The sequence below is a fragment of the Microcoleus sp. T3_D1 genome (genome assembly GCF_036700405.1).
Classification (GTDB): domain Bacteria; phylum Cyanobacteriota; class Cyanobacteriia; order Cyanobacteriales; family Microcoleaceae; genus Microcoleus.
The window spans coordinates 1-19,191 of the sequence record NZ_JAUBOV010000034.1; the positions used below are offsets into that span (position 1 = coordinate 1).

General features: G+C 44.6%; 10 protein-coding genes and 1 CRISPR repeat array. Of the genes, 5 read left to right on the forward strand and 5 right to left on the reverse strand.

The window, feature by feature from the left end; all coding sequences use genetic code 11:
* The first annotated feature begins 391 nt into the window (after window positions 1-391).
* Window positions 392-1,618, forward strand: a complete 1,227-nt coding sequence (locus QT992_RS16625; protein ID WP_333316607.1) for a glycosyltransferase family 4 protein — start codon at window positions 392-394, stop codon at window positions 1,616-1,618.
* Window positions 1,619-1,720: 102 nt separating this feature from the next.
* On the opposite strand, the gene QT992_RS16630 is transcribed toward QT992_RS16625, so the two are convergent.
* A complete protein-coding gene (locus tag QT992_RS16630) occupies window positions 1,721-2,128 on the reverse strand; it encodes a hypothetical protein (protein ID WP_333316609.1) in 408 nt (135 codons plus the stop codon).
* A 17-nt stretch (window positions 2,129-2,145) separates the two neighbouring features.
* A CRISPR array of direct repeats spans window positions 2,146-5,489; the repeat unit is 37 nt; unit sequence GTTTCAATCCCTGATAGGGTTTTAGGTTTTATCCGGC.
* Between the two features lie 1,269 nt (window positions 5,490-6,758).
* Between QT992_RS16630 and QT992_RS16635 the strand changes: the two genes are divergently transcribed.
* The 3 genes from QT992_RS16635 (at window position 6,759) to QT992_RS16645 (ending at window position 9,553) form a co-directional block, all read left to right on the forward strand.
* The gene (locus QT992_RS16635) at window positions 6,759-7,778 is read left to right on the forward strand and encodes an RRXRR domain-containing protein (RefSeq protein WP_333316611.1); all 1,020 of its coding nucleotides are present in this window, start codon (window positions 6,759-6,761) and stop codon (window positions 7,776-7,778) included.
* Between the two features lie 29 nt (window positions 7,779-7,807).
* Entirely contained in the window at window positions 7,808-8,554 is a 747-nt protein-coding gene (locus tag QT992_RS16640; RefSeq protein ID WP_333316614.1) for a dienelactone hydrolase family protein, read from the forward strand.
* Between the two features lie 99 nt (window positions 8,555-8,653).
* Window positions 8,654-9,553: a S1 RNA-binding domain-containing protein gene (locus tag QT992_RS16645; protein WP_333053701.1), complete on the forward strand. Its 900-nt coding sequence runs from the start codon at window positions 8,654-8,656 to the stop codon at window positions 9,551-9,553.
* A gap of 489 nt (window positions 9,554-10,042) precedes the next feature.
* On the opposite strand, the gene QT992_RS16650 is transcribed toward QT992_RS16645, so the two are convergent.
* Together QT992_RS16650 and QT992_RS16655 are read right to left on the reverse strand one after the other, a co-directional pair.
* A complete protein-coding gene (locus QT992_RS16650; RefSeq protein WP_333316616.1) occupies window positions 10,043-12,274 on the reverse strand; it encodes a polysaccharide biosynthesis tyrosine autokinase in 2,232 nt (743 codons plus the stop codon).
* Window positions 12,275-12,299: 25 nt separating this feature from the next.
* Window positions 12,300-13,730 (reverse strand): SLBB domain-containing protein, encoded by a 1,431-nt coding sequence (locus QT992_RS16655; protein WP_333316618.1) that lies wholly within the window; start codon window positions 13,728-13,730, stop codon window positions 12,300-12,302.
* A 33-nt stretch (window positions 13,731-13,763) separates the two neighbouring features.
* On the opposite strand from QT992_RS16655, the gene QT992_RS16660 reads away from it, so the two are divergent.
* Window positions 13,764-15,119 (forward strand): O-antigen ligase family protein, encoded by a 1,356-nt coding sequence (locus QT992_RS16660; RefSeq protein WP_333316620.1) that lies wholly within the window; start codon window positions 13,764-13,766, stop codon window positions 15,117-15,119.
* A 120-nt stretch (window positions 15,120-15,239) separates the two neighbouring features.
* Here the strand turns inward: QT992_RS16660 and QT992_RS16665 are convergent, their stop codons facing one another.
* Window positions 15,240-17,405: an ATP-binding protein gene (locus QT992_RS16665; protein WP_333316622.1), complete on the reverse strand. Its 2,166-nt coding sequence runs from the start codon at window positions 17,403-17,405 to the stop codon at window positions 15,240-15,242.
* A gap of 170 nt (window positions 17,406-17,575) precedes the next feature.
* Window positions 17,576-18,856 (reverse strand): phosphoribosylamine--glycine ligase, encoded by a 1,281-nt coding sequence (gene purD / locus QT992_RS16670; RefSeq protein ID WP_333316624.1) that lies wholly within the window; start codon window positions 18,854-18,856, stop codon window positions 17,576-17,578.
* Between the last annotated feature and the right edge of the window lie 335 nt (window positions 18,857-19,191).

The following is a 19,191-nucleotide window of genomic DNA, read 5'->3' on the forward strand; positions in this document are numbered from 1 at the left end:
AGTTGACAGTTGACAGTTGACAGTTGACAGTTGACAGTTGACAGTTGACAGTTGACAGTTGACAGTTGACAGTTGACCTGGGATACCGACATCTACCTGGAAAGAAGAGGATTGGAGTAAGCTGAAGTGCATTTAAATTGTAGAGTCAAATTTAAGAAAAGTCTTGTGGGGAGTAGGGGTTGGGCGTCTCGCCCGCCCAAAAAATACAATTTAGATGCCCAACAGCTTAATGAACAGTCTTCTTTTAATTTCTCCCGATCGGGGTTCTGGCTGTAAACCTATTCTTTCTGGTAATTGGTAATTGGTAATTGGTAATTTTTGCTGGCTAATTACTAATTACCAGTTTCTGATTATTAGGTGAATTTTTAATTCCAAAAGCGGGAGTTTTGAATTGCAGATTATTGTTGAAGGCTGGCGTTTTATTTATCATTCCTATTGCGTAGCCAATCAATTTCAACTGCTGGAAATGCACGCGCGGCGCAGCTATCCCGTAGGGAATCGCCCGCGAGGAAAAATTGAGCTTTTCCACCGCGATATGCCCTACATTGACGCAGCTTGGGAGACGAAAATTAGTTTGTTCGATCGCCCAAATGAAACATTACTTCGCAGCATTAAGAGCCCTGGGGTAAATCAGTCAGCGGATGTTACCCTGCGAATGTACTGCCCGTGGAACTTCTCGGCATCCAGCAGCGCTCAAACTTGGGTATTTGCAGCCACAGAATGGGGGATTATTACCCGTTCAGTATTACAGGCGATGGGTGTTAAGTCGATCGCCCAAACCCCGGTTAATTCAGAAACGAAAATTATTACACCTTCAGCTTGGTCAAAAGCCGGCTTAATTCGCAGCGGAGTTGAGGCCGATCGCATTGCCGTTGTACCTTTGGGGGTCGATCCTAATATTTATTATCCTGCTACGGGCGATCGGCGTCAATCACTGCGCCAAAGCTTGGGCTGGTCAAACTATTTTATATTTTTAAACATCGGAGGACAAACGGATCGCAAAGGTATTCGCCCTTTATTAAAAGCCTTCGCTGCGGTAGTTGACAAATATCCAGATGCGAGATTAGTTTTAAAAGGTTCGGAACTGCTTTATCCGTCGAGAGACGAGATTGCCCAAGCCTGCCGAGTTGTGCTCAACGATGCCGAAAGAGCGAGGGTTTTACCAAGATTAATTTATACTGGTAGCCAGCTATCTTTTGCTCAAATAGCTGAGTTTTACCAAGCAGCAGATGTTTATGTTTCTCCCTATTTGGCAGAAGGTTTTAATCTGCCGGTGTTAGAAGCTGCAGCTTGCGGTTTGCCGGTTATTTGCACGGCGGGCGGCCCTACGGATGATTTTACGCGATCGAACTTTGCACAGCGGATTGAGAGTAAATTTACGGCTGTGGAGAGTGAGGGGGAAACCTTATTTATCTTAGCTCCTAAGTGGGAACATTTGACTGATTTGATGCAAAGGGCGATCGAACAGCCTGGATTGGCTGCGAAAGCGAGGGTTGCGGGCCCGGCTTTTGTGGCTGAAAATTTTACTTGGAGGCGTGTAGTCGATCGATTGCTTGAGGTTATGGGAGGAGATAAAAAGAGAGAGGAGAGGTCTATTTTTGAGCCAATAATTTTGTAGTTTGGGCGTTTCAAGCCCTAGATGGGGAAATAGGTATTTTCCGGCAAGTTTGCTGCATCGCAGGGGCGTTTTAATTTGTGACGTTGCTTGCGATCGGATTCCCTAGAACTGAGAGCAAGCATATTGCAAGATTGCTTCTGCAACCGTATCTTTTGTCGGCACAGTAGGCGCTTTGTCTGCGCTCTCTAGGGGAACCCGCCGAACAAATGAACCTTGAGCGTTTACTATTTCCACCGCCTGCAATGCTAAAGTTCTCTGGAAGCAATCAGCTTGATAGCGCATTCCCCTCAATGACCTTCCTTCAGGGGAAGTAGTCACGGTGCGGAAAGTGCTTTTCTTGACCCCAGAGTCAAACAGTCGTACTTGGGAAGACAGATCAAGATAAATCCGATTGCCGTCTTCGGTCGTAACTACTTGAACCCATTGCTCCGGCGGTCTTTGAGCGTAAACCGCTGTTGCGACAGTAAAACTTAATATTGACGCTGCGATTGCTTTGATTGACTTGTGCATTCTTTTACCTTGTTTTGGTTTCAATCCCTGATAGGGTTTTAGGTTTTATCCGGCATAGCTGCAAGTCGGCGGTTGATAGTAGCTTCTGCTGTTTCAATCCCTGATAGGGTTTTAGGTTTTATCCGGCGATTCCGGCTCGCCGCGCTGTACGAGATGAAAAAGCGACTAGCAAAGTTTCAATCCCTGATAGGGTTTTAGGTTTTATCCGGCATTCTGTATTGGTTAGTTTCTTCAGCCTGTAATCGTAGTTTCAATCCCTGATAGGGTTTTAGGTTTTATCCGGCTCATCGCTCAGCCACATGGCGAACCGTGTAGAAAGCTGTTTCAATCCCTGATAGGGTTTTAGGTTTTATCCGGCCTTAAGTTGGTTTTCTCCTCTGGGGTTCCCTGGGTTTCAATCCCTGATAGGGTTTTAGGTTTTATCCGGCAAGTGCAACAGGCAGAAGCTTTGCAGAAGTTAGTGTTTCAATCCCTGATAGGGTTTTAGGTTTTATCCGGCTCTGGGAAGACCCGTTAAGTAAACCTATTCCTTGTAGTTTCAATCCCTGATAGGGTTTTAGGTTTTATCCGGCTTAGCACAGCGCCACGAACTAAACCGCAAGCTCAGTTTCAATCCCTGATAGGGTTTTAGGTTTTATCCGGCTTTTCAAGAGAAGAGAAAGAGAGGAAGAAGAGTTGTTTCAATCCCTGATAGGGTTTTAGGTTTTATCCGGCCAAACAATCTGAAACCAACCGAGCCCGATGCCGCTTGTTTCAATCCCTGATAGGGTTTTAGGTTTTATCCGGCCAGTTGTTCGTAAACGAACTATAGTTAATTAACGTTTCAATCCCTGATAGGGTTTTAGGTTTTATCCGGCCAGAGGGACAGCAAACCCTGTCAATCCGTCTCCCCGTTTCAATCCCTGATAGGGTTTTAGGTTTTATCCGGCCCGCTGCACGTTCATCTGAGCAACCAACTTTTTCGTTTCAATCCCTGATAGGGTTTTAGGTTTTATCCGGCGCGGGATACCTTGAAGATGCGGGGGTTAAACGTGCGTTTCAATCCCTGATAGGGTTTTAGGTTTTATCCGGCCTGCACCCGCAGCACCTTAACCCCATTATTTTTGTTTCAATCCCTGATAGGGTTTTAGGTTTTATCCGGCAATCTGCCCATTGCTAATGCTGAATTTTAAAGGAGTTTCAATCCCTGATAGGGTTTTAGGTTTTATCCGGCTAAAAGCATTATTTCCTAACCAAACGCCACGCCTTGTTTCAATCCCTGATAGGGTTTTAGGTTTTATCCGGCTTGCAACTGGTGGGCGAAATTCCAGCACCACAAGACAACGTTTCAATCCCTGATAGGGTTTTAGGTTTTATCCGGCAAAACTTTAATTCCGTCTCGCCACTGAAGGCCAAGGATGTTTCAATCCCTGATAGGGTTTTAGGTTTTATCCGGCACCAAATCCATCTCAAAGAAGGCGGCCAAGCTGTCCATTTTGTTTCAATCCCTGATAGGGTTTTAGGTTTTATCCGGCTCGGCATCGTACAGGCCCGTCGTCTCGGTATCCAGAATGTTTCAATCCCTGATAGGGTTTTAGGTTTTATCCGGCGCGGTTCGTAAGTGTAATAGAAGTTGGGGCTATGTTCGTTTCAATCCCTGATAGGGTTTTAGGTTTTATCCGGCATGTCAGAGTTACGATGCCGTGCGATCTGGCAAGTTCGTTTCAATCCCTGATAGGGTTTTAGGTTTTATCCGGCAGTGTTGTGGGTGCGGGTGCTGCGGCGGGTGCGATGACTTCGTTTCAATCCCTGATAGGGTTTTAGGTTTTATCCGGCTTGCGACTTCGTTTTTATGTTGACTTGACACAGTTGCGTTTCAATCCCTGATAGGGTTTTAGGTTTTATCCGGCAGTTGTCAGCAAGCTAAAGACCGCGCTCGTTATAGTTTCAATCCCTGATAGGGTTTTAGGTTTTATCCGGCAATGATTCACCCTTGGAAGCAATGCGGTTGGAGTGTTTCAATCCCTGATAGGGTTTTAGGTTTTATCCGGCCAAGTAATTTAGAAAAAGATGCTCCAACTCTAATGGGTTTCAATCCCTGATAGGGTTTTAGGTTTTATCCGGCTCTCAGTTGATGGAAAAAGGCTTGGAGCCGACGACCACCGGGTTTCAATCCCTGATAGGGTTTTAGGTTTTATCCGGCCCGAAATAGACAAATACACAATCAAAGTCTGAGCCTTTGTTTCAATCCCTGATAGGGTTTTAGGTTTTATCCGGCTTTTGCTGTAGCCGATCGCCCGTGGGGAAGGAGTGTTTCAATCCCTGATAGGGTTTTAGGTTTTATCCGGCGAAAATAGGCCAACTTTGCAATGCAGATCCTCTAAGTTTCAATCCCTGATAGGGTTTTAGGTTTTATCCGGCTCTACAGAAAGTGGCGGCTAAAGTTACAGCAACCACGGCTAGTTTCAATCCCTGATAGGGTTTTAGGTTTTATCCGGCTTTGATTGTGGATAAATTACACCTGAATAGTAAGTTTCAATCCCTGATAGGGTTTTAGGTTTTATCCGGCTTCCCAGTCGAAGGGCGGCGCGGGGTGTCCAGATGGTGTTTCAATCCCTGATAGGGTTTTAGGTTTTATCCGGCGCTGCTTGTAGCTTCTTATCAAACCGGAAGTTTTAGCGTTTCAATCCCTGATAGGGTTTTAGGTTTTATCCGGCTCACCATCTCCCAGCCCCGCACCCGCACCGACTGGCGATTTGTTTCAATCCCTGATAGGGTTTTAGGTTTTATCCGGCCTTTAGCAACAACAGTCGTAATCATTGGCTCTCCGTTTCAATCCCTGATAGGGTTTTAGGTTTTATCCGGCCTACAAACATAAACCGATGGCAACTAGCGTTTAGTTTCAATCCCTGATAGGGTTTTAGGTTTTATCCGGCTTGTTGGTGAGAGCCTGGATATGCCTTGTGGCATTTAGTTTCAATCCCTGATAGGGTTTTAGGTTTTATCCGGCGAAGCCCCGGACGGCTCAATCTGGCAGGCTTGTAAGGTTTCAATCCCTGATAGGGTTTTAGGTTTTATCCGGCTAGATGTTTCGTCGAACTGGTATTTTAAAAATAAAAATATTAAGTTTCAATCCCTGATAGGGTTTTAGGTTTTATCCGGCGTTGGGGGCAAAACGCCCCCAACACACACCATCAAATAATGTTTCAATCCCTGATAGGGTTTTAGGTTTTATCCGGCACCACAACATGGCTGATTATGAAGTTGAACCCATGTTTCAATCCCTGATAGGGTTTTAGGTTTTATCCGGCACACGGGCAGCGTCTTCGAGACTTTGGTAGAAATGTTTCAATCCCTGATAGGGTTTTAGGTTTTATCCGGCCGCCCGTTCCAGAAGCCAGGGTGTATTTGGTTTTCAAGGTGCAGTTCCGTGAATCTAAAACAAAAGTACCATTCCAGCCTTCGGGTTGTCAATACCAAAAATTTCATATTCACTCCAAAACCTTATCCTGTAAAGCTTTCAGACTTTCCGTGAATCGTTTTTTCAGAGGAGGGGCATCAAACTCTTGCTGCACATGAGTTTGAGCCTAAAAATTTGATACCCCTATTTTAACACCTACCGGTTCACGGAAACTAGGCAAAAAATATTGTGCGATCGACTGGCTCTACCCCACCAATACCTTCGATCTTACCCTGACAGCAAGCCCACAGCGGAAAAAACCAAATACTGTCTTCCTTGGGTTGGATAACTTTGTTCGGCGTGGCGATCGTAACTTAGACTTGAGTCCTAGCCGGAATCAATCTCCTCAACTGGTTGCATGACTTTGTTCGGCGTGGCGATCGTAACTTAGACTTGAGTCCTAGCCGGAATCAATCTCCTCAACTGGTTGGATGACTTTGTTCGGCATGGCGATCGTAACTTAGACTTGAGTCCTAGCCGGAATCAATCTCCTCAACTGGTTGGATGACTTTGTTCGGCATGGCGATCGTAACTTAGACTTGAGTCCTAGCCGGAATCAATCTCCTAAAACGATTCCGCCAACCAGAAAGCAAAGCGATTAAAAAACAACTCCGATATATCAAAAAAAATTAGCTCATATTCAACAGCTAACGGCTTAGACACTTATCTCTAAAATCTCACGAAAAAGCCAGATAAAAGCTGCCCACTCGTAGAGTTATCAAAATCTATGCTTTAGAAAATCCCAGACCACAACTTATATTTTACCGGAATTGAATCCCCAATTAATTGCTAGGAGTGATTTGACCCAACTTATTTAGCGAAACCTAAACCTTCAATAAATAGCGAATTTTTACCTGCCATATTTGCGGTATTTGCGCTTCGCCGTTCCGAAAAATATTATTGGCAAATTTCATACAAAATCCCCAAATTAACTTAAAATTAGTAGAGTGGCATTTACCTTAAAACTCCCTGTCACTAACCCCACCCTAAAGGGATGGGGCTTGTAAGGAAACCAAGCCATAGGTAGAAAACAAGCGCAAGTAGGACTAGACAACGGTTGAGAAACCAATTTGAACTAACTGAAGGTGGCACTTTCATTGGACGTTACAGGCGCTATTCCTAACCCGTAACCACTCCGTTAGTCAAAGTCGAAGGAAATTAAACAGTTAGGCTTATCGCCAAACAAAAACCATGCAATACGTTCCTGTAGTGGACTTTGAGCAACGTCCTTTAATGCCAACAACACCCGCAAGGGCAGAGCGTTGGATTAAATCTGGAAAAGCAACACCATTTTTCCGTAAAGGGATATTTTGTGTTCGCTTAAACGTTGAACCTTCAAATCGTCAGACCCAACCCGTAGCAGTCGGAATCGATCCGGGTTCTAAACGTGAGGGGTACACAGTCAAATCAAAAGCTCATACCTACTTAAATCAGCAGTTTCATGCTGTTGATTGGGTCAAAGAGGCTGAGGAGACAAGTACAAACGCCAGACGTGCAAGGCGCAATCGAAAAACACCTTGTCGCCAACCTCGTAAAAACCGTAAGCGTGGCGGGATTCCTCCAAGCACTAAGGCGCGTTGGCAATTCAAAATCCGAGTAGTCAAAGTTTTTGATACCATCTTTCCTATCTCAGACATTGGAATTGAGGATGTAAAAGCATTGACCAAAAAAGGTTGTCGCAAATGGAATAAGTCATTTTCGCCCTTAGAAGTTGGCAAAAAATGGTGTTATTCCGAGTTGGAAAGAATTGCACCTGTCACCCAATTTGATGGCTATACCGACACCTACTTAACTCGTCAAAAATTAGGTCTCCAAAAATCTAAGGTCAAGTTATCCAATGTTTTTGATGCCCATTGTGTCGATTCTTGGGTGCTAGCTTACCTGTTGGTAGGTGGCGATAGATCACCAAAAAATATGGTGGTGATGGAATGTAAGCCCATCCGCATTTATCGCAGGCAATTGCACGTTTTTAACCCTGGGAAAAACGGATATCGCCGTCCTTACGGTGGCTCCATGTCGCAAGGATTGAAGCGCGGGGGGATTGTCAAGCATCCTAAGTATGGAAAGTGTTACGTAGGTGGCGAAGATTCTAAAAAATCTCGCATTAGCCTGCACAGTCTTGGTACAGGAAAACGCCTGTGTCAAAACGCAAAGCCCACAGATTGTAAGTTTCTGGCTTACAACTCATGGCGAACTGTAAAGCCGTCCTAAAAGGACGGGGTTTCAAACCCATTTTTCTGATGACAAAAGCCGAAATTAGCACCAAAAACATCACAGTTCCTAACGGGGATTTGCAAATAGCTGCATACCTAGCCCAGCCAGCCTCCCCAGGGCAATTTCCCGCAGTTATCGTGATTCAAGAAATCTTTGGCGTCAACTCGCACATCCGCGAAGTTACTGAAAAAATAGCAAAAGAAGGATATGTGGCGATCGCCCCAGCCATTTACCAGCGTCAAGCCCCCGGCTTTGAAACCTGCTACACACCCGAAGCCATCCAAATCGGCAGAGAATACAAAGAAAAAACCACCGCTTCCGAACTTCTCGGCGATATCCAAGCCACCATCGATTACCTCAAAACTCTACCCTCAGTCAAACAACAAGGTTTTGGCTGCATCGGTTTCTGCTTTGGAGGACACGTCGCCTACCTCGCCGCTACATTGCCCGAAATCAAGGCTACAGCGTCGTTCTACGGCGCCGGTATCGCCACCCAAACCCCCGGCGGCGGCACCCCCACGATCGCCCGCACAGCAGACATTAAAGGCACTCTCTACGCCTTTTTTGGCACTCAAGACCCCAGCATTCCCTTAGAACAAGTTGACCAAATCGCCGCCGAATTGCAAAAACACAGTATTTCTCACCAAATTTTCCGCTACAATGCCGATCACGGCTTCTTCTGCGACCACCGCGGCAGTTACGACGCTACGGCAGCAGCCGACTCGTGGATGCAGGTGAAGCAGCTATTTCATCAGCAACTTCAACCAGCTTAGAGAGTGGGAGATGGGGAGATAGGGAGATGGGGAGAGTGGGAAAATTTTTTCTACTGACGACTGACAACTAAATTACTGACAACTGACAACTAAACTGACATGAATTCCAAATCTACAGGTTCTCAAAGCGCAAAACCATCCTTTTCAATGGATGATTTTGCTAAAGCCCTCGAACAGCACAATTATGAGTTCCAGAAGGGACAAGTAGTGCGCGGCAAAGTGTTCGAGTACGACTCAAACGGCGCGTATGTTGATATCGGCGGCAAGTCTTCGGCTTTTTTGCCGATCGAAGAGGCTGCTTTGAGAACAGTAACGGATTTGTCGGAAGTGGTTCCCCTGGACGAGGAACGGGACTTTTTGATTATCCGCGAACAAGATGCAGATGGCCAAGTTACCTTGTCCCTGCGGCAGTTACAAATTCAGCAAGCTTGGGAAGATTTAGTTGAATTGCAGGAAACCGGTAAAGTTCTTCAGGTGCGGGTTTCTGGCGCAAATAAGGGCGGCGTGACTGTAGATGTTCAGGGAATGCGCGGCTTTATTCCCCGATCGCACTTAGTCGATCGCGATAACCTAGAATCGCTGATCGGTCAATCTTTGAGCGTTAATTTTTTGGAGGTCGATCGCGAACGAGAAAAACTCGTACTTTCCCAGCGGATGGCCACTCAATCCAATGCCTTCAAGGATTTGCAAATTGGTCAGTTGGTGGAAGGAAAAGTCAGCAGCATCAAGCCTTTTGGGGTGTTTGTGGACTTGGAAGGAGTTAGCGGTTTGCTGCACATCAAGCAAGTTAGCCAAAAATATATTGATAACCTTGGAAAGGTGTTTGCTCCCGGTCAACCCCTGAAAGCGATCGTGCTTGACCTCGATGAAAGTCGCGGCCGGATTTCGCTTTCTACTCGGGTACTGGAAAATTACCCAGGGGAAATGGTGGATAAGATGGCGGATGTTATGGAGACGGCAGAAGAGCGATCGGAACGTGCTAGAAAGACTCTTTCTTAAGTCTTGATCTAATTACCACCCCGACTTCTTTAAGAAGTGGGGGTGGTAAAAGTGCGATCGTTTTACGTTTAATTAACTTGATTTACTTATTTTGCATTCTACATCGACTTCTTATACCAGTTTCCCAAAAGAATCCCAGTATAGGCTAACTCCAAACCCCTAAGCTGTTGCACATTTAAACTGTGAACTAAAATTTGATAAAGTTCTTATGGGGAGTAGGGGTTGGGCCAGAAAGCCCGCACAAAAAACACGATTTAGATGCACAACAGCTTATCTAGTAAGTTAATACCTCTCGCCCATCAAAAATCTCAAATTGTCTTACTTCTTCCTTTCCCTATCTAACTCCATTTTAGCGGGAGCATCTCATATTTGCAAAAATACTTCTTTCTTCTTCCTTCTGACTCTTTTCTCCTGGCTCCTGACTCCTGACTCCTAATTCCAATTTCGAGCTTGGCTGCTTTCATTGAGATGCTCCCATTTTAGCATTCGTTATTTGACCCCATTAGCTACTACTCCCAATACTTTAAAATCGGCTACATTTAGTTGATCTAAAGCTTTGCTTACCATGCCGCGATCTGTTTTTTCTATTTTCACTATCAGCACTGTACCATCAGTTTGAGAAGCTAGTAAATGACCGTCGGCTAAACCAATCAAAGGTGGCGTATCGTAAATGACTAAATCAAATAAGGCTAGGAATTGTTCCATTAAATAGTGCATCTTTCTCGAAGAAAGTAATTTAATTGGATCGGCGGGAATAGTACCTGCTGTGAGGACAAAAAGATTGTCATCGTCGGGTAATCGCTGAATAGCCTCATTTAAGCTTAAATCCGAACTTAAAACATTACTTAAACCTCTCATATTTGATAAGCCAAGGTATGTGTGCAGTTGAGGCAAACGCATATTAGCATCCACTAATAATACTCGTTTACCAACAGCCGAAGCAGTTTTAGCTAAATAAAGTGCTACAGTGGACTTACCCTCACCTTTAATAGTCGAAGTGATGGTTAAAGAACTTATTGGGTTGTCAGCATTTAATAATTGAATATTTGTGTATAAGTAGTGAAATGCCTCGACCACAGGAAAATCTTTGTAATTTGAAACTATTATTCGTTTTAAGCTTGCACTGTTAGTATTTAAACTTACGCTAGTGAATTTAGGTGGAACACTTTCACCTCTACGAGATTTAATTTTCATCGCTTTGGCGATCGGAATGACTCCCAAAAGAGGCCGTTTAGTTGCTGATTTAATTTCTTCGGGAGTATGGAAAACCGTATTTAAAACTTCTACTAGGAAACCTATAGCAATGCCTAGTAAAGTGCTAATAACGATCGCGATCGCTAGGTGGCGACGGGTTGGTTTTTGTGTTACTGGGTTGGGCTCACCATTTTCGTTTGTGACTAACTGTGGTTTAGATATAATTTGCCAAGAGCCATCAATTTGACCAGCATCTAGTTGTAAAGTTTTTTGTTTTTCGAGGAAGAGTTTGAGAGTCTCCTTAGCTAGTTCTAGTTTTAATTGTAGGTCATCATAGCGACGCTGAGCTTGGGGCATTTGAGTGATTTTTGCTTGCAGTAAGTTTTGACTATTAGTTATCACTCGCTCGCGAGCTTCCAACTGTTCTAGTTGGGATTTCATCTGAGAGATGACAGACTCAGCTTCTTTTTTCATTAAAGCGCGCAAACTTTGCTGCTTTTCCCGCAAAGATTGAATGGGAAGGCTATTTTCATAAAATTGAGTAGAGGTTAAAGCTAATTGCGACTCAATTTCATTTACTTTGCTAATTAAATTTTCATAAGACTTGGGGTTAATCTCAACAATCCAACGATTATCCCCGGTTAACGATCTTTTTTTGTAGCTTTCATATTGATGCCTACTTTCTGCTAGTTGTACTTGTACTTCTAGGCGACGATTAGTTAAATTATCTAGCTGATCTGATAGGCTGCGGCTGCGTAGTTCGGGTTGGTTAAAGTTATACTGAACCCTTAACCTTTGTAATTCTTGTTGCAAGTTATCTACTTTCTGTTGGAGTGGTGGCAGTTGTCGATCAATAAAATCAATACTTTGTTTGCTAACTTTTAAACGCTCTTTGTCCATATATTCTAGGTAATATTTGGCAGTTTCATCCAGCACATATTGGATGCGCTTGGGATCTCGATCGCGGTAGCTAATATCTACGAGCTTAGTACCCCCCTGCTTCCCATCTCGCAAGAAAGTAATACGTTGGATCGTCAAGCGGCTACTGAGACTTTTATAGTCAAACTTTGGATATTTTGTTTGCAATTTATTGACTAATGGTAGTAACACTTCTGGGCTTTTTAAAACCCGCGCTAAACTTTGATAATCCACCGAGGAACCGTCTTCCGCTGATGATTTAATTTTGTTCAAGTCTGTGATACCTAAACTGTTATTTTGAGCTTGAACCAAGAGCTTGGATAGCCGATCGTCAGCCGTAATGGGTTCTGCTAAAACCGTAAATTTTCCTTCATACTCGGTAATAGAGTTTTTGGCAGCCTTGAGCACGAAACTCCCGCTTAAAGTAGCTATGCTGGCAGCTACTATGCCCATCACCAGAAGGCGACGTTTGACTACAGCTAGTACCCAATTCATATCAAGAACTTGGTCATCCTCTGCTGGGCTACTAGCTAGGTAATTAGCGGAGGGAACAGACAAATATTGACCATTAAGGTCATTCTTGAGGGAAGACAACAGTTTTTTATCCATAGCAAAAATGTATGTTATTTAATTCCTAATTTCCCAATAGTCTAAGTAGCTCTATCAGTCGGGTAGGAACGAGAATTCCACCAATAATATTACTAGCGGGTGTGAGAACAGTGTTAATGGTGTCTACCAAGGTAGCAGTCCTCGAACGTCCCACTATAATTATGTCATTATCTTGAATAAGTGGGTTGGTTTGAGCATCGATTCCTTGATTCAAATTAATTGCTACTTCCGAGCGGGATATAGTTCCATTAGGATTCAGCCTGATCAGTTCCACGGATCTAGAGTTAGCGCGACTTAGTCGGAAACCCCCCGCACTCATAATTGCTTGATTTAAGGTAGTATTAGGAGGTAATTTAAGTCCACCCGGAGTATTGACTTCTCCGATAACACTCACTTGCACAGTCCCCGGAGCAAAGCTAGCAGTAGCTAGAACCGAAACTTCTCCTGGGTCGATCGCCGTCGCTGTCGGGACAAAGATGATATCCCCTTCTTGTAGTATAGTATCTTGAGAGGTATCTTGTTCTTGCAAATATTGCCAGAGGTTAATAGTTCTAATTTGTTGTTTGCCACTTCTAGTATAACGTTGGAGTTGGATTTGCCGAATATCAGCGATTGATGTGATGCCACCAGCTAGTTGTAGAGCTCGAATGATGGTCGGTTGTCCGCTGGTTCTTTGACCATTTTGGGTATCACCACCGATCGCTACATATCTACCGGGACGCTTTACCTCTCCGAATACTGAGACACTACGGGGTTGCTCTGCTGGTATAGAAAAAGTAGATTCACTAACTTGATTTGTTTCTGCTAAATTAATTGTTTCTTGAGGGGGAACCAAGATTTGATCTCCATCTCGCAACGTGATGTCTTGGCTTGTTTGACCCGTTTGTAAATAATCCCACAGGTTATAAGTGAGAGTTATTTGTTGGTTAGCCTTGACACGACGTCGGACAATTACTCGGCGGATATCAGCGCTAGCTCGAATACCGCCAGCTTTTTCTAAAGCTTGAGGAAGCGTGGGAAACTGAACTGATGGTGTATTTCCACCTCCATTAGCTAGGGGCAATGAGTAGGAGCCGGGACGACTTATTTCACCCGACAACCAAATATTGAGCGGGCGGGCAGCTTGTAAGCTAATGGTAACTAAAGGTCTTTTTACGACCCGGCCATAAGCTCTAGTGATAGCTTGGGCTGCCTGTTCTAAAGTTAATCCTTGAAGGGAAACACTACCAATAACCGGGATTTGAATAGCTCCCCCAGCGGGAATTTGATACACCCCACTAAGCTGGGGCAGATCGTAGATATCAATTCTAATATTGTCTCCACCACCTAGATAGTAGTCAGTATTAATACTTGTTGCGGGGGCAGGCGACTGAGCGAGGTTGGTTTGAGGGTAGGAGAGTGTGAGTACCAGCGCCAGCAGTGGCAGTTGTAAAGCACGGAGAGTAAGCCATTTCATAGGTAGTAACAAATTTATGATAGAGGTAAAGCCATGAAAGATATTTTAAGGGTGCCGATGTTTGCGTTGATGCTATTGTGTTTAGCGCTTATCGTCTTGGTGACTATTTATATTTTAGTCGCACGCCATCCCAAATTGGGTCTCACATTAGAAAAGATTTTTGTGGGGATACTTTTTTTTACCATGACTGGTGGTTCGGGGATCGCGGCCATGCCCTTTAGCAAACTCCACCCTAACGTTTTCTACAACTTAGAAACTACGCCCCCAACGATGATTGGTCAAATTGCCATTTATGGGGCCATGATATTAATGATATTTCCCCGCTTAACTAAAACTACGCAAAAAACTGTTTCTATGTGCATTAAATGGATAGCAGGGGACATTTTTTTAGGTTGGTTTTTGTTGATTATGACTTTATCGGGCTTGTGGTCAGAAACTCCTGAACTTACTTTCCGGGCTATTTTTGCTATGTGGGGAATAACACTGGTTTCTATTTATGCAGGGAAAGTGTATAGTTGGTTAGAAATTTATGGATTATTGAGATGGCTAAGTGGTTTATTAGCTTTATGGTCTATTGTGAAAACAAATGCAGCGCCGGACGGTTGTTGGACAGGAGTTTTAGGTCATAAAAACCCTTTTTCTTTTCAAATGGCTAATACAGCTTCTTTATGGATTTTATATGCTTTTAAGGATCGTAAGTATCGATATTTATCATTATTTATCACTTTAATAGCTTTAGTAGGATTGCAAAAAGGTTGTAGTGGTGCTAGTCGGATTTTGACAGTGGTATTAATCAGTTTGTGGAGTTATTTAGCACTCTTAAAAAAATTACCTGTAAAATGGGCTTTTGTCTGCTTTATCTTATTTTTGGTGGGTAGTATAGGTATAAGTATTTTGGTGTTAAATAATTTAGAGGCTATTATTGTGGATGGTTTGGGAAAAGATATGACTTTAACCGGGCGAACCGATTTTTGGCCTTTAATTATTGATCGACTTAATGAAAATAATCCCATATTTGGTTATGGACTGAAAGGATTTTGGCAGTCTTGGCGTGGCTCGGAAAATCCAGCTTACGGAATTGTAGTAGCTAAAACTGGTTTTGTGCCACCCCACTCTCACAATGGTTTTATTGATATACTTTGCGAACTGGGTTGGGCCGGATTATTGTTGTTTATTGGGTCATTTTTTAATAATATATTTAGAGGTATAAAGTACCTAGTTAAGGGAAGTTTTCCAGAGTCAGGTTTGCCTTTGTATTTATTAACATTTATACTAATGACCAATTTGACAGAGGGGGGACTATTGGGGGTTGGTACTTATTGGTCTTGGTATGTAGTTTTATCGGTAAAATTGAGCTTAGATAGGACAGCTAAGGATAATCCACACTGATGATGTCAGCGTTTGGTCAGGCCTATTAGGAGAATCTTTAAACAGAATAGGCAGAACCCCGACTTCTTAAAGAAGTCGGGGCTTTAATACCGATCGCCTTTTACGTTTAATTAAGTGGGCTTACTTAATATGACTCGCAATTGTTTCACTTTCCACCGTTGCTTCCACTGGCCAAGAATTTTCCATCTCTACTGTTTGTTTCGGCTGATAAACTGCCAAGTCAAACCAGAAAGTCGTACCCACATTAACTTCGCTAACTAAATTAATTTTAGTGTGGTGCTTGTCAATAATGTTTCTGACAATAGAAAGACCTAATCCCGTTCCTTCTAAAGTGTGTACTCGGTTTTCTACCCGGAAAAAGCGATCGAAGATTGCTTGTTGGTCTTCAGGATCTATCCCAATTCCCGTATCCGAAATTTCGATCCGCACTACCGGAAAATGTTTGGCATCCGGTGACAAGTTTTGGTTGACGGATTGACCGTCTTTGTGGGTGGACGCCTCCGACTCTAGCAAATACGCTCGAATTGCCACCTTGCCGCCGGACTGAGTAAATTTTAAGGCATTTCCTACTAAATTTGCAAATACTTGCAGTAGCAAATCGTAATGACCTAACGCAGGCGGCAAATACGGGTCAACTTCTTGCTCTAATTCAATGCCTTTATCCTTAGCATTTAACTGATAAGTCCGCAGGGTTTGTTCCACAGCTTGCGGGAGGTCCACAGCTTCCAAGTGATAAACTCGGCAGGATTCCAGCCGCGACAAGTCTAACACGTCGTTAACTAAACGAGTTAGTCGATCGGTTTCTCGATTGGCAATTTCTAAGAATTCCCTGCGCTCGCTTTCTAGAAGGTCTTCTCCGTACTCGTGAAGAGTCTCGATAAAAGATTTGATATTAAATAAAGGTGTTCTCAATTCGTGAGAAACATTGCTGATAAAATTGCTTTTAGCCTCATTGAGTTCTACTTCCCTAGTGATGTCCTGCACTGTCATTGCAATGCCTTTGAGACTTTCTCGGTAATTTCCGGAACCTTGATGCTTGGAGGTTTGCTCGTAGAAAGTACACTCTACAGCTACCGGGCGTTGTGGCTCGGTACAGGTATCTTCCTCATGGCGGATGCAGCTTCTGCACAGCGGTTCGGCACCGGGCGCTTTGTGCAGAATGACTGTAGTTAAAACAATCCTAATTGTACGGTTAACTGGTTCGCTCATAGAGATGCGAAATTCGCCGCCTTCGCGATCGCCCGCAGCTATTTCCTGCAACGGTCTCCCCAACTCCTGCTGCACTTCCGAAGGCAAAATGTTCAGAACATTTACTCCGAGCGCATTTTTGCCTTCCCATCCAAAAATCCGCATCCCCGTCGGATTAACTAAAATCACCTGCAAATTTGCGTCTAATAAAAGCGCGCCATCAGCAATCGTTGAAACCAAAGTTTCTAACTTAGCTTTTTCCGCTGTCAGCTCTTCAATATTTTGTTCTTCATAACTTTCGAGTTTCTGGGCCATCTCGTTAAAACTGCCGATCAACTCGCCCAATTCTCCCCCTAAAGGCAGGTCAACTCGCTGCTTAAAATTCCCGCTGGCAATGTTTTTGACCCCGAAGACTAATTGTTTGATCGGCTGAGTAATTGTCAGGGCATTAAATACAGCTCCCAAAATTACCATCACCCAAATTGTGACAAATACTGCTAAAGTGACATCCCTAGTCAGATTTGAAGAGATAACTGCTGCGGGATTGGGGTTAATGCCGATCGCCAAAACTCCCAAATATTTGTCTTCATGAATTAACGGCACAAATACATCGGTAACTTCTCCATCTGGCGTCAAATGCTGCCGCACCAAAGGCAAAGAAGTTAAATTTCTCGCCTCAATATCGGCGAGAAAATTATCGGGAAGTTTGATCTGGCGGCGCAGCGTCAGGGAAGTCTCCACCTCGGATTCCGAAAAGGGTATCCCCAGGAAAATATCCCCCGCTTCGTCGGCATAAAGCATATAGCGGACGCTGGAGGTGCTGCTGTAAAATTGGCGGGAAAAGCGGGCGACTTCGGAGCGATCGTTTTTGGCAATCAGCGGCGCCACATTTGCCGCCAACAGCAGGCCGAGGTCTCGGCCGTAACGAGTATCGTTAAGTCGGGCGTCTTGCTGGATAGTATTCACGGCCCAGAATGTCAGGCCGCTCATAATTAACGACACTACGAGGGTAGCACCGGCCATCAGGCGGGTCTGGAGGGTAAAATCCGACCACCAGCGGGCAATAATTTCTCCGATTTTGTTTAGTATGGCCAGCATTTCACCAGTTCACCCGTTCAATATTAAAAGCAAGATCAATTCAGTTGGCTCCCGATCGAATTTTCTGCTGCGACTTGTCCGCTACCGCCACCGCAGAGAGACCAAACTTCATTGTTACATTTCTACATTGAGATTGCTTGGCTTTCGGATGGCGGCCGATGCCGCAATTCCTAATTTTTATCGCCCAGTGCTCGGCGGCCGATGTCCCGCCGGCAGTAGACCCCTTCAAATTGGATGCAATCCACTGCTGCATAAGCTTTGGAGATAGCTTGTTCCAAAGTTTCTCCCGTCGCAGTGACGCCCAAAACCCGGCCTCCGTCGCTCACCAACTCCTGGTGCTTCAACTGGGTGCCTGCGTGAAACACTTCTGCTCCTTTGGCTTCAGCTTCCTCGATACCTGTAATAACTTTGCCTTTTTGATAACTTCCAGGATAGCCCCCAGAAGCCAAAACTACGCAAACAGAGCCCCCCGACTTCCAGCGAATAGAATATTCACCGAGACGCTGCTGACAGCAGGCCAGCACCAAATCTTCTAAAGGAGTTTCCAGCAGTGACAAAACCGCTTGAGTTTCGGGATCTCCGAAACGGCAGTTGAATTCTAAGACTTTGGGTTCTCCGTCGGGGGTAATCATTAAACCTGCGTAGAGTACACCCCGGTAGTCGATTTTGCGTTTTTGCAGTGCGGAGAGGGTGGGTTCGAGAATTTCTTCTTGAATCCTTTCCATGAGTTCCGGGGTGACGATGGGCGCTGGGGCGTAGGCTCCCATACCCCCGGTGTTGGCTCCCTTGTCGCCTTCGCCGATAGCTTTGTGGTCTTGGGCCGGCAGCAACGGTTCCACTGTGATGCCGTCGGTGAGGGCGAGAATCGAGACTTCTTGACCTGTTAAGAATTCTTCGACGACGACTCGGATGTTGTCTGTGCCGAATTCGCCTCTGAAAATGGTGTTGATGGCGCTGTGAGCCATTTTGACGGTGGTGGCAACGGTGACTCCTTTGCCTGATGCGAGTCCGTCTGCTTTGATGACTATTGGGGTTCCTTGTTCCAGAACGTATGCTTTGGCTGCTTCTGCGTCTGTAAATACGGCAGCTTTGGGTGTGGGGATGCCTGCTTCGAGCATCAGTTCTTTGGCCCAGGATTTGCTGGATTCAATTTGGGCGCCGGCTTTGGTGGGGCCGAAAATCATCATTTTTCGCTGTTGGAAATAGTCGGCGATGCCTAGCGATAGGGGCAATTCGGGGCCGACGATGACTAATCCGATGTTGTTGACCATCACAAAGCGTTCGATGCCTTGGAAGTCGTCGATGTTGAGCGACAGATTCTGACAGCCTGGGGTGGTAGCTGTGCCGCCGTTGCCCGGTACGCAGAATACTTGTTTAATCCGCGTAGATTCTAGCAGTTTTTTTGCGATCGCGTGTTCGCGACCTCCGTTTCCCACAACTAAAACTTTCACAGTATCCTCACCTATAAATTTTGTTCCCTGAATGTCTGATTTTCAGTGTTGGCATCTGTCTATCTGCTTTTTGCAGTGCTGTCAATTATGCCATGCTTGGCGCTAGGGAATTGCTAGATGTGGCACTTTTCTGGAGGAGTGGGCTTCGACGGCTGTTTCTCAATGGCTGGGAGCGTGCAATAATTAAAGACTTTAGCTGCCCAATTTTTCTGGGTTCTGCCTCGATTTAATCATGCAATTAAAACTATTTTTTGGCTTTTAACTCTTCAATTACTGTAATTTAGCTAGGGCCAAATAGCGATAAGATAGGCAGGTTGACTTTGCGGAATTTTACT

Bases quoted from the DNA above. Each gene is read 5' to 3' on its own strand.
- QT992_RS16630 (WP_333316609.1), bottom strand. From the start codon at position 2,128: ATGCACAAGTCAATCAAAGCAATCGCAGCGTCAATATTAAGTTTTACT.
- QT992_RS16635 (WP_333316611.1), top strand. From the start codon at position 6,759: ATGCAATACGTTCCTGTAGTGGACTTTGAGCAACGTCCTTTAATGCCA.
- QT992_RS16640 (WP_333316614.1), top strand. From the start codon at position 7,808: ATGACAAAAGCCGAAATTAGCACCAAAAACATCACAGTTCCTAACGGG.
- QT992_RS16645 (WP_333053701.1), top strand. From the start codon at position 8,654: ATGAATTCCAAATCTACAGGTTCTCAAAGCGCAAAACCATCCTTTTCA.
- QT992_RS16650 (WP_333316616.1), bottom strand. From the start codon at position 12,274: ATGGATAAAAAACTGTTGTCTTCCCTCAAGAATGACCTTAATGGTCAA.
- QT992_RS16655 (WP_333316618.1), bottom strand. From the start codon at position 13,730: ATGAAATGGCTTACTCTCCGTGCTTTACAACTGCCACTGCTGGCGCTG.
- QT992_RS16660 (WP_333316620.1), top strand. From the start codon at position 13,764: ATGAAAGATATTTTAAGGGTGCCGATGTTTGCGTTGATGCTATTGTGT.
- QT992_RS16665 (WP_333316622.1), bottom strand. From the start codon at position 17,405: ATGCTGGCCATACTAAACAAAATCGGAGAAATTATTGCCCGCTGGTGG.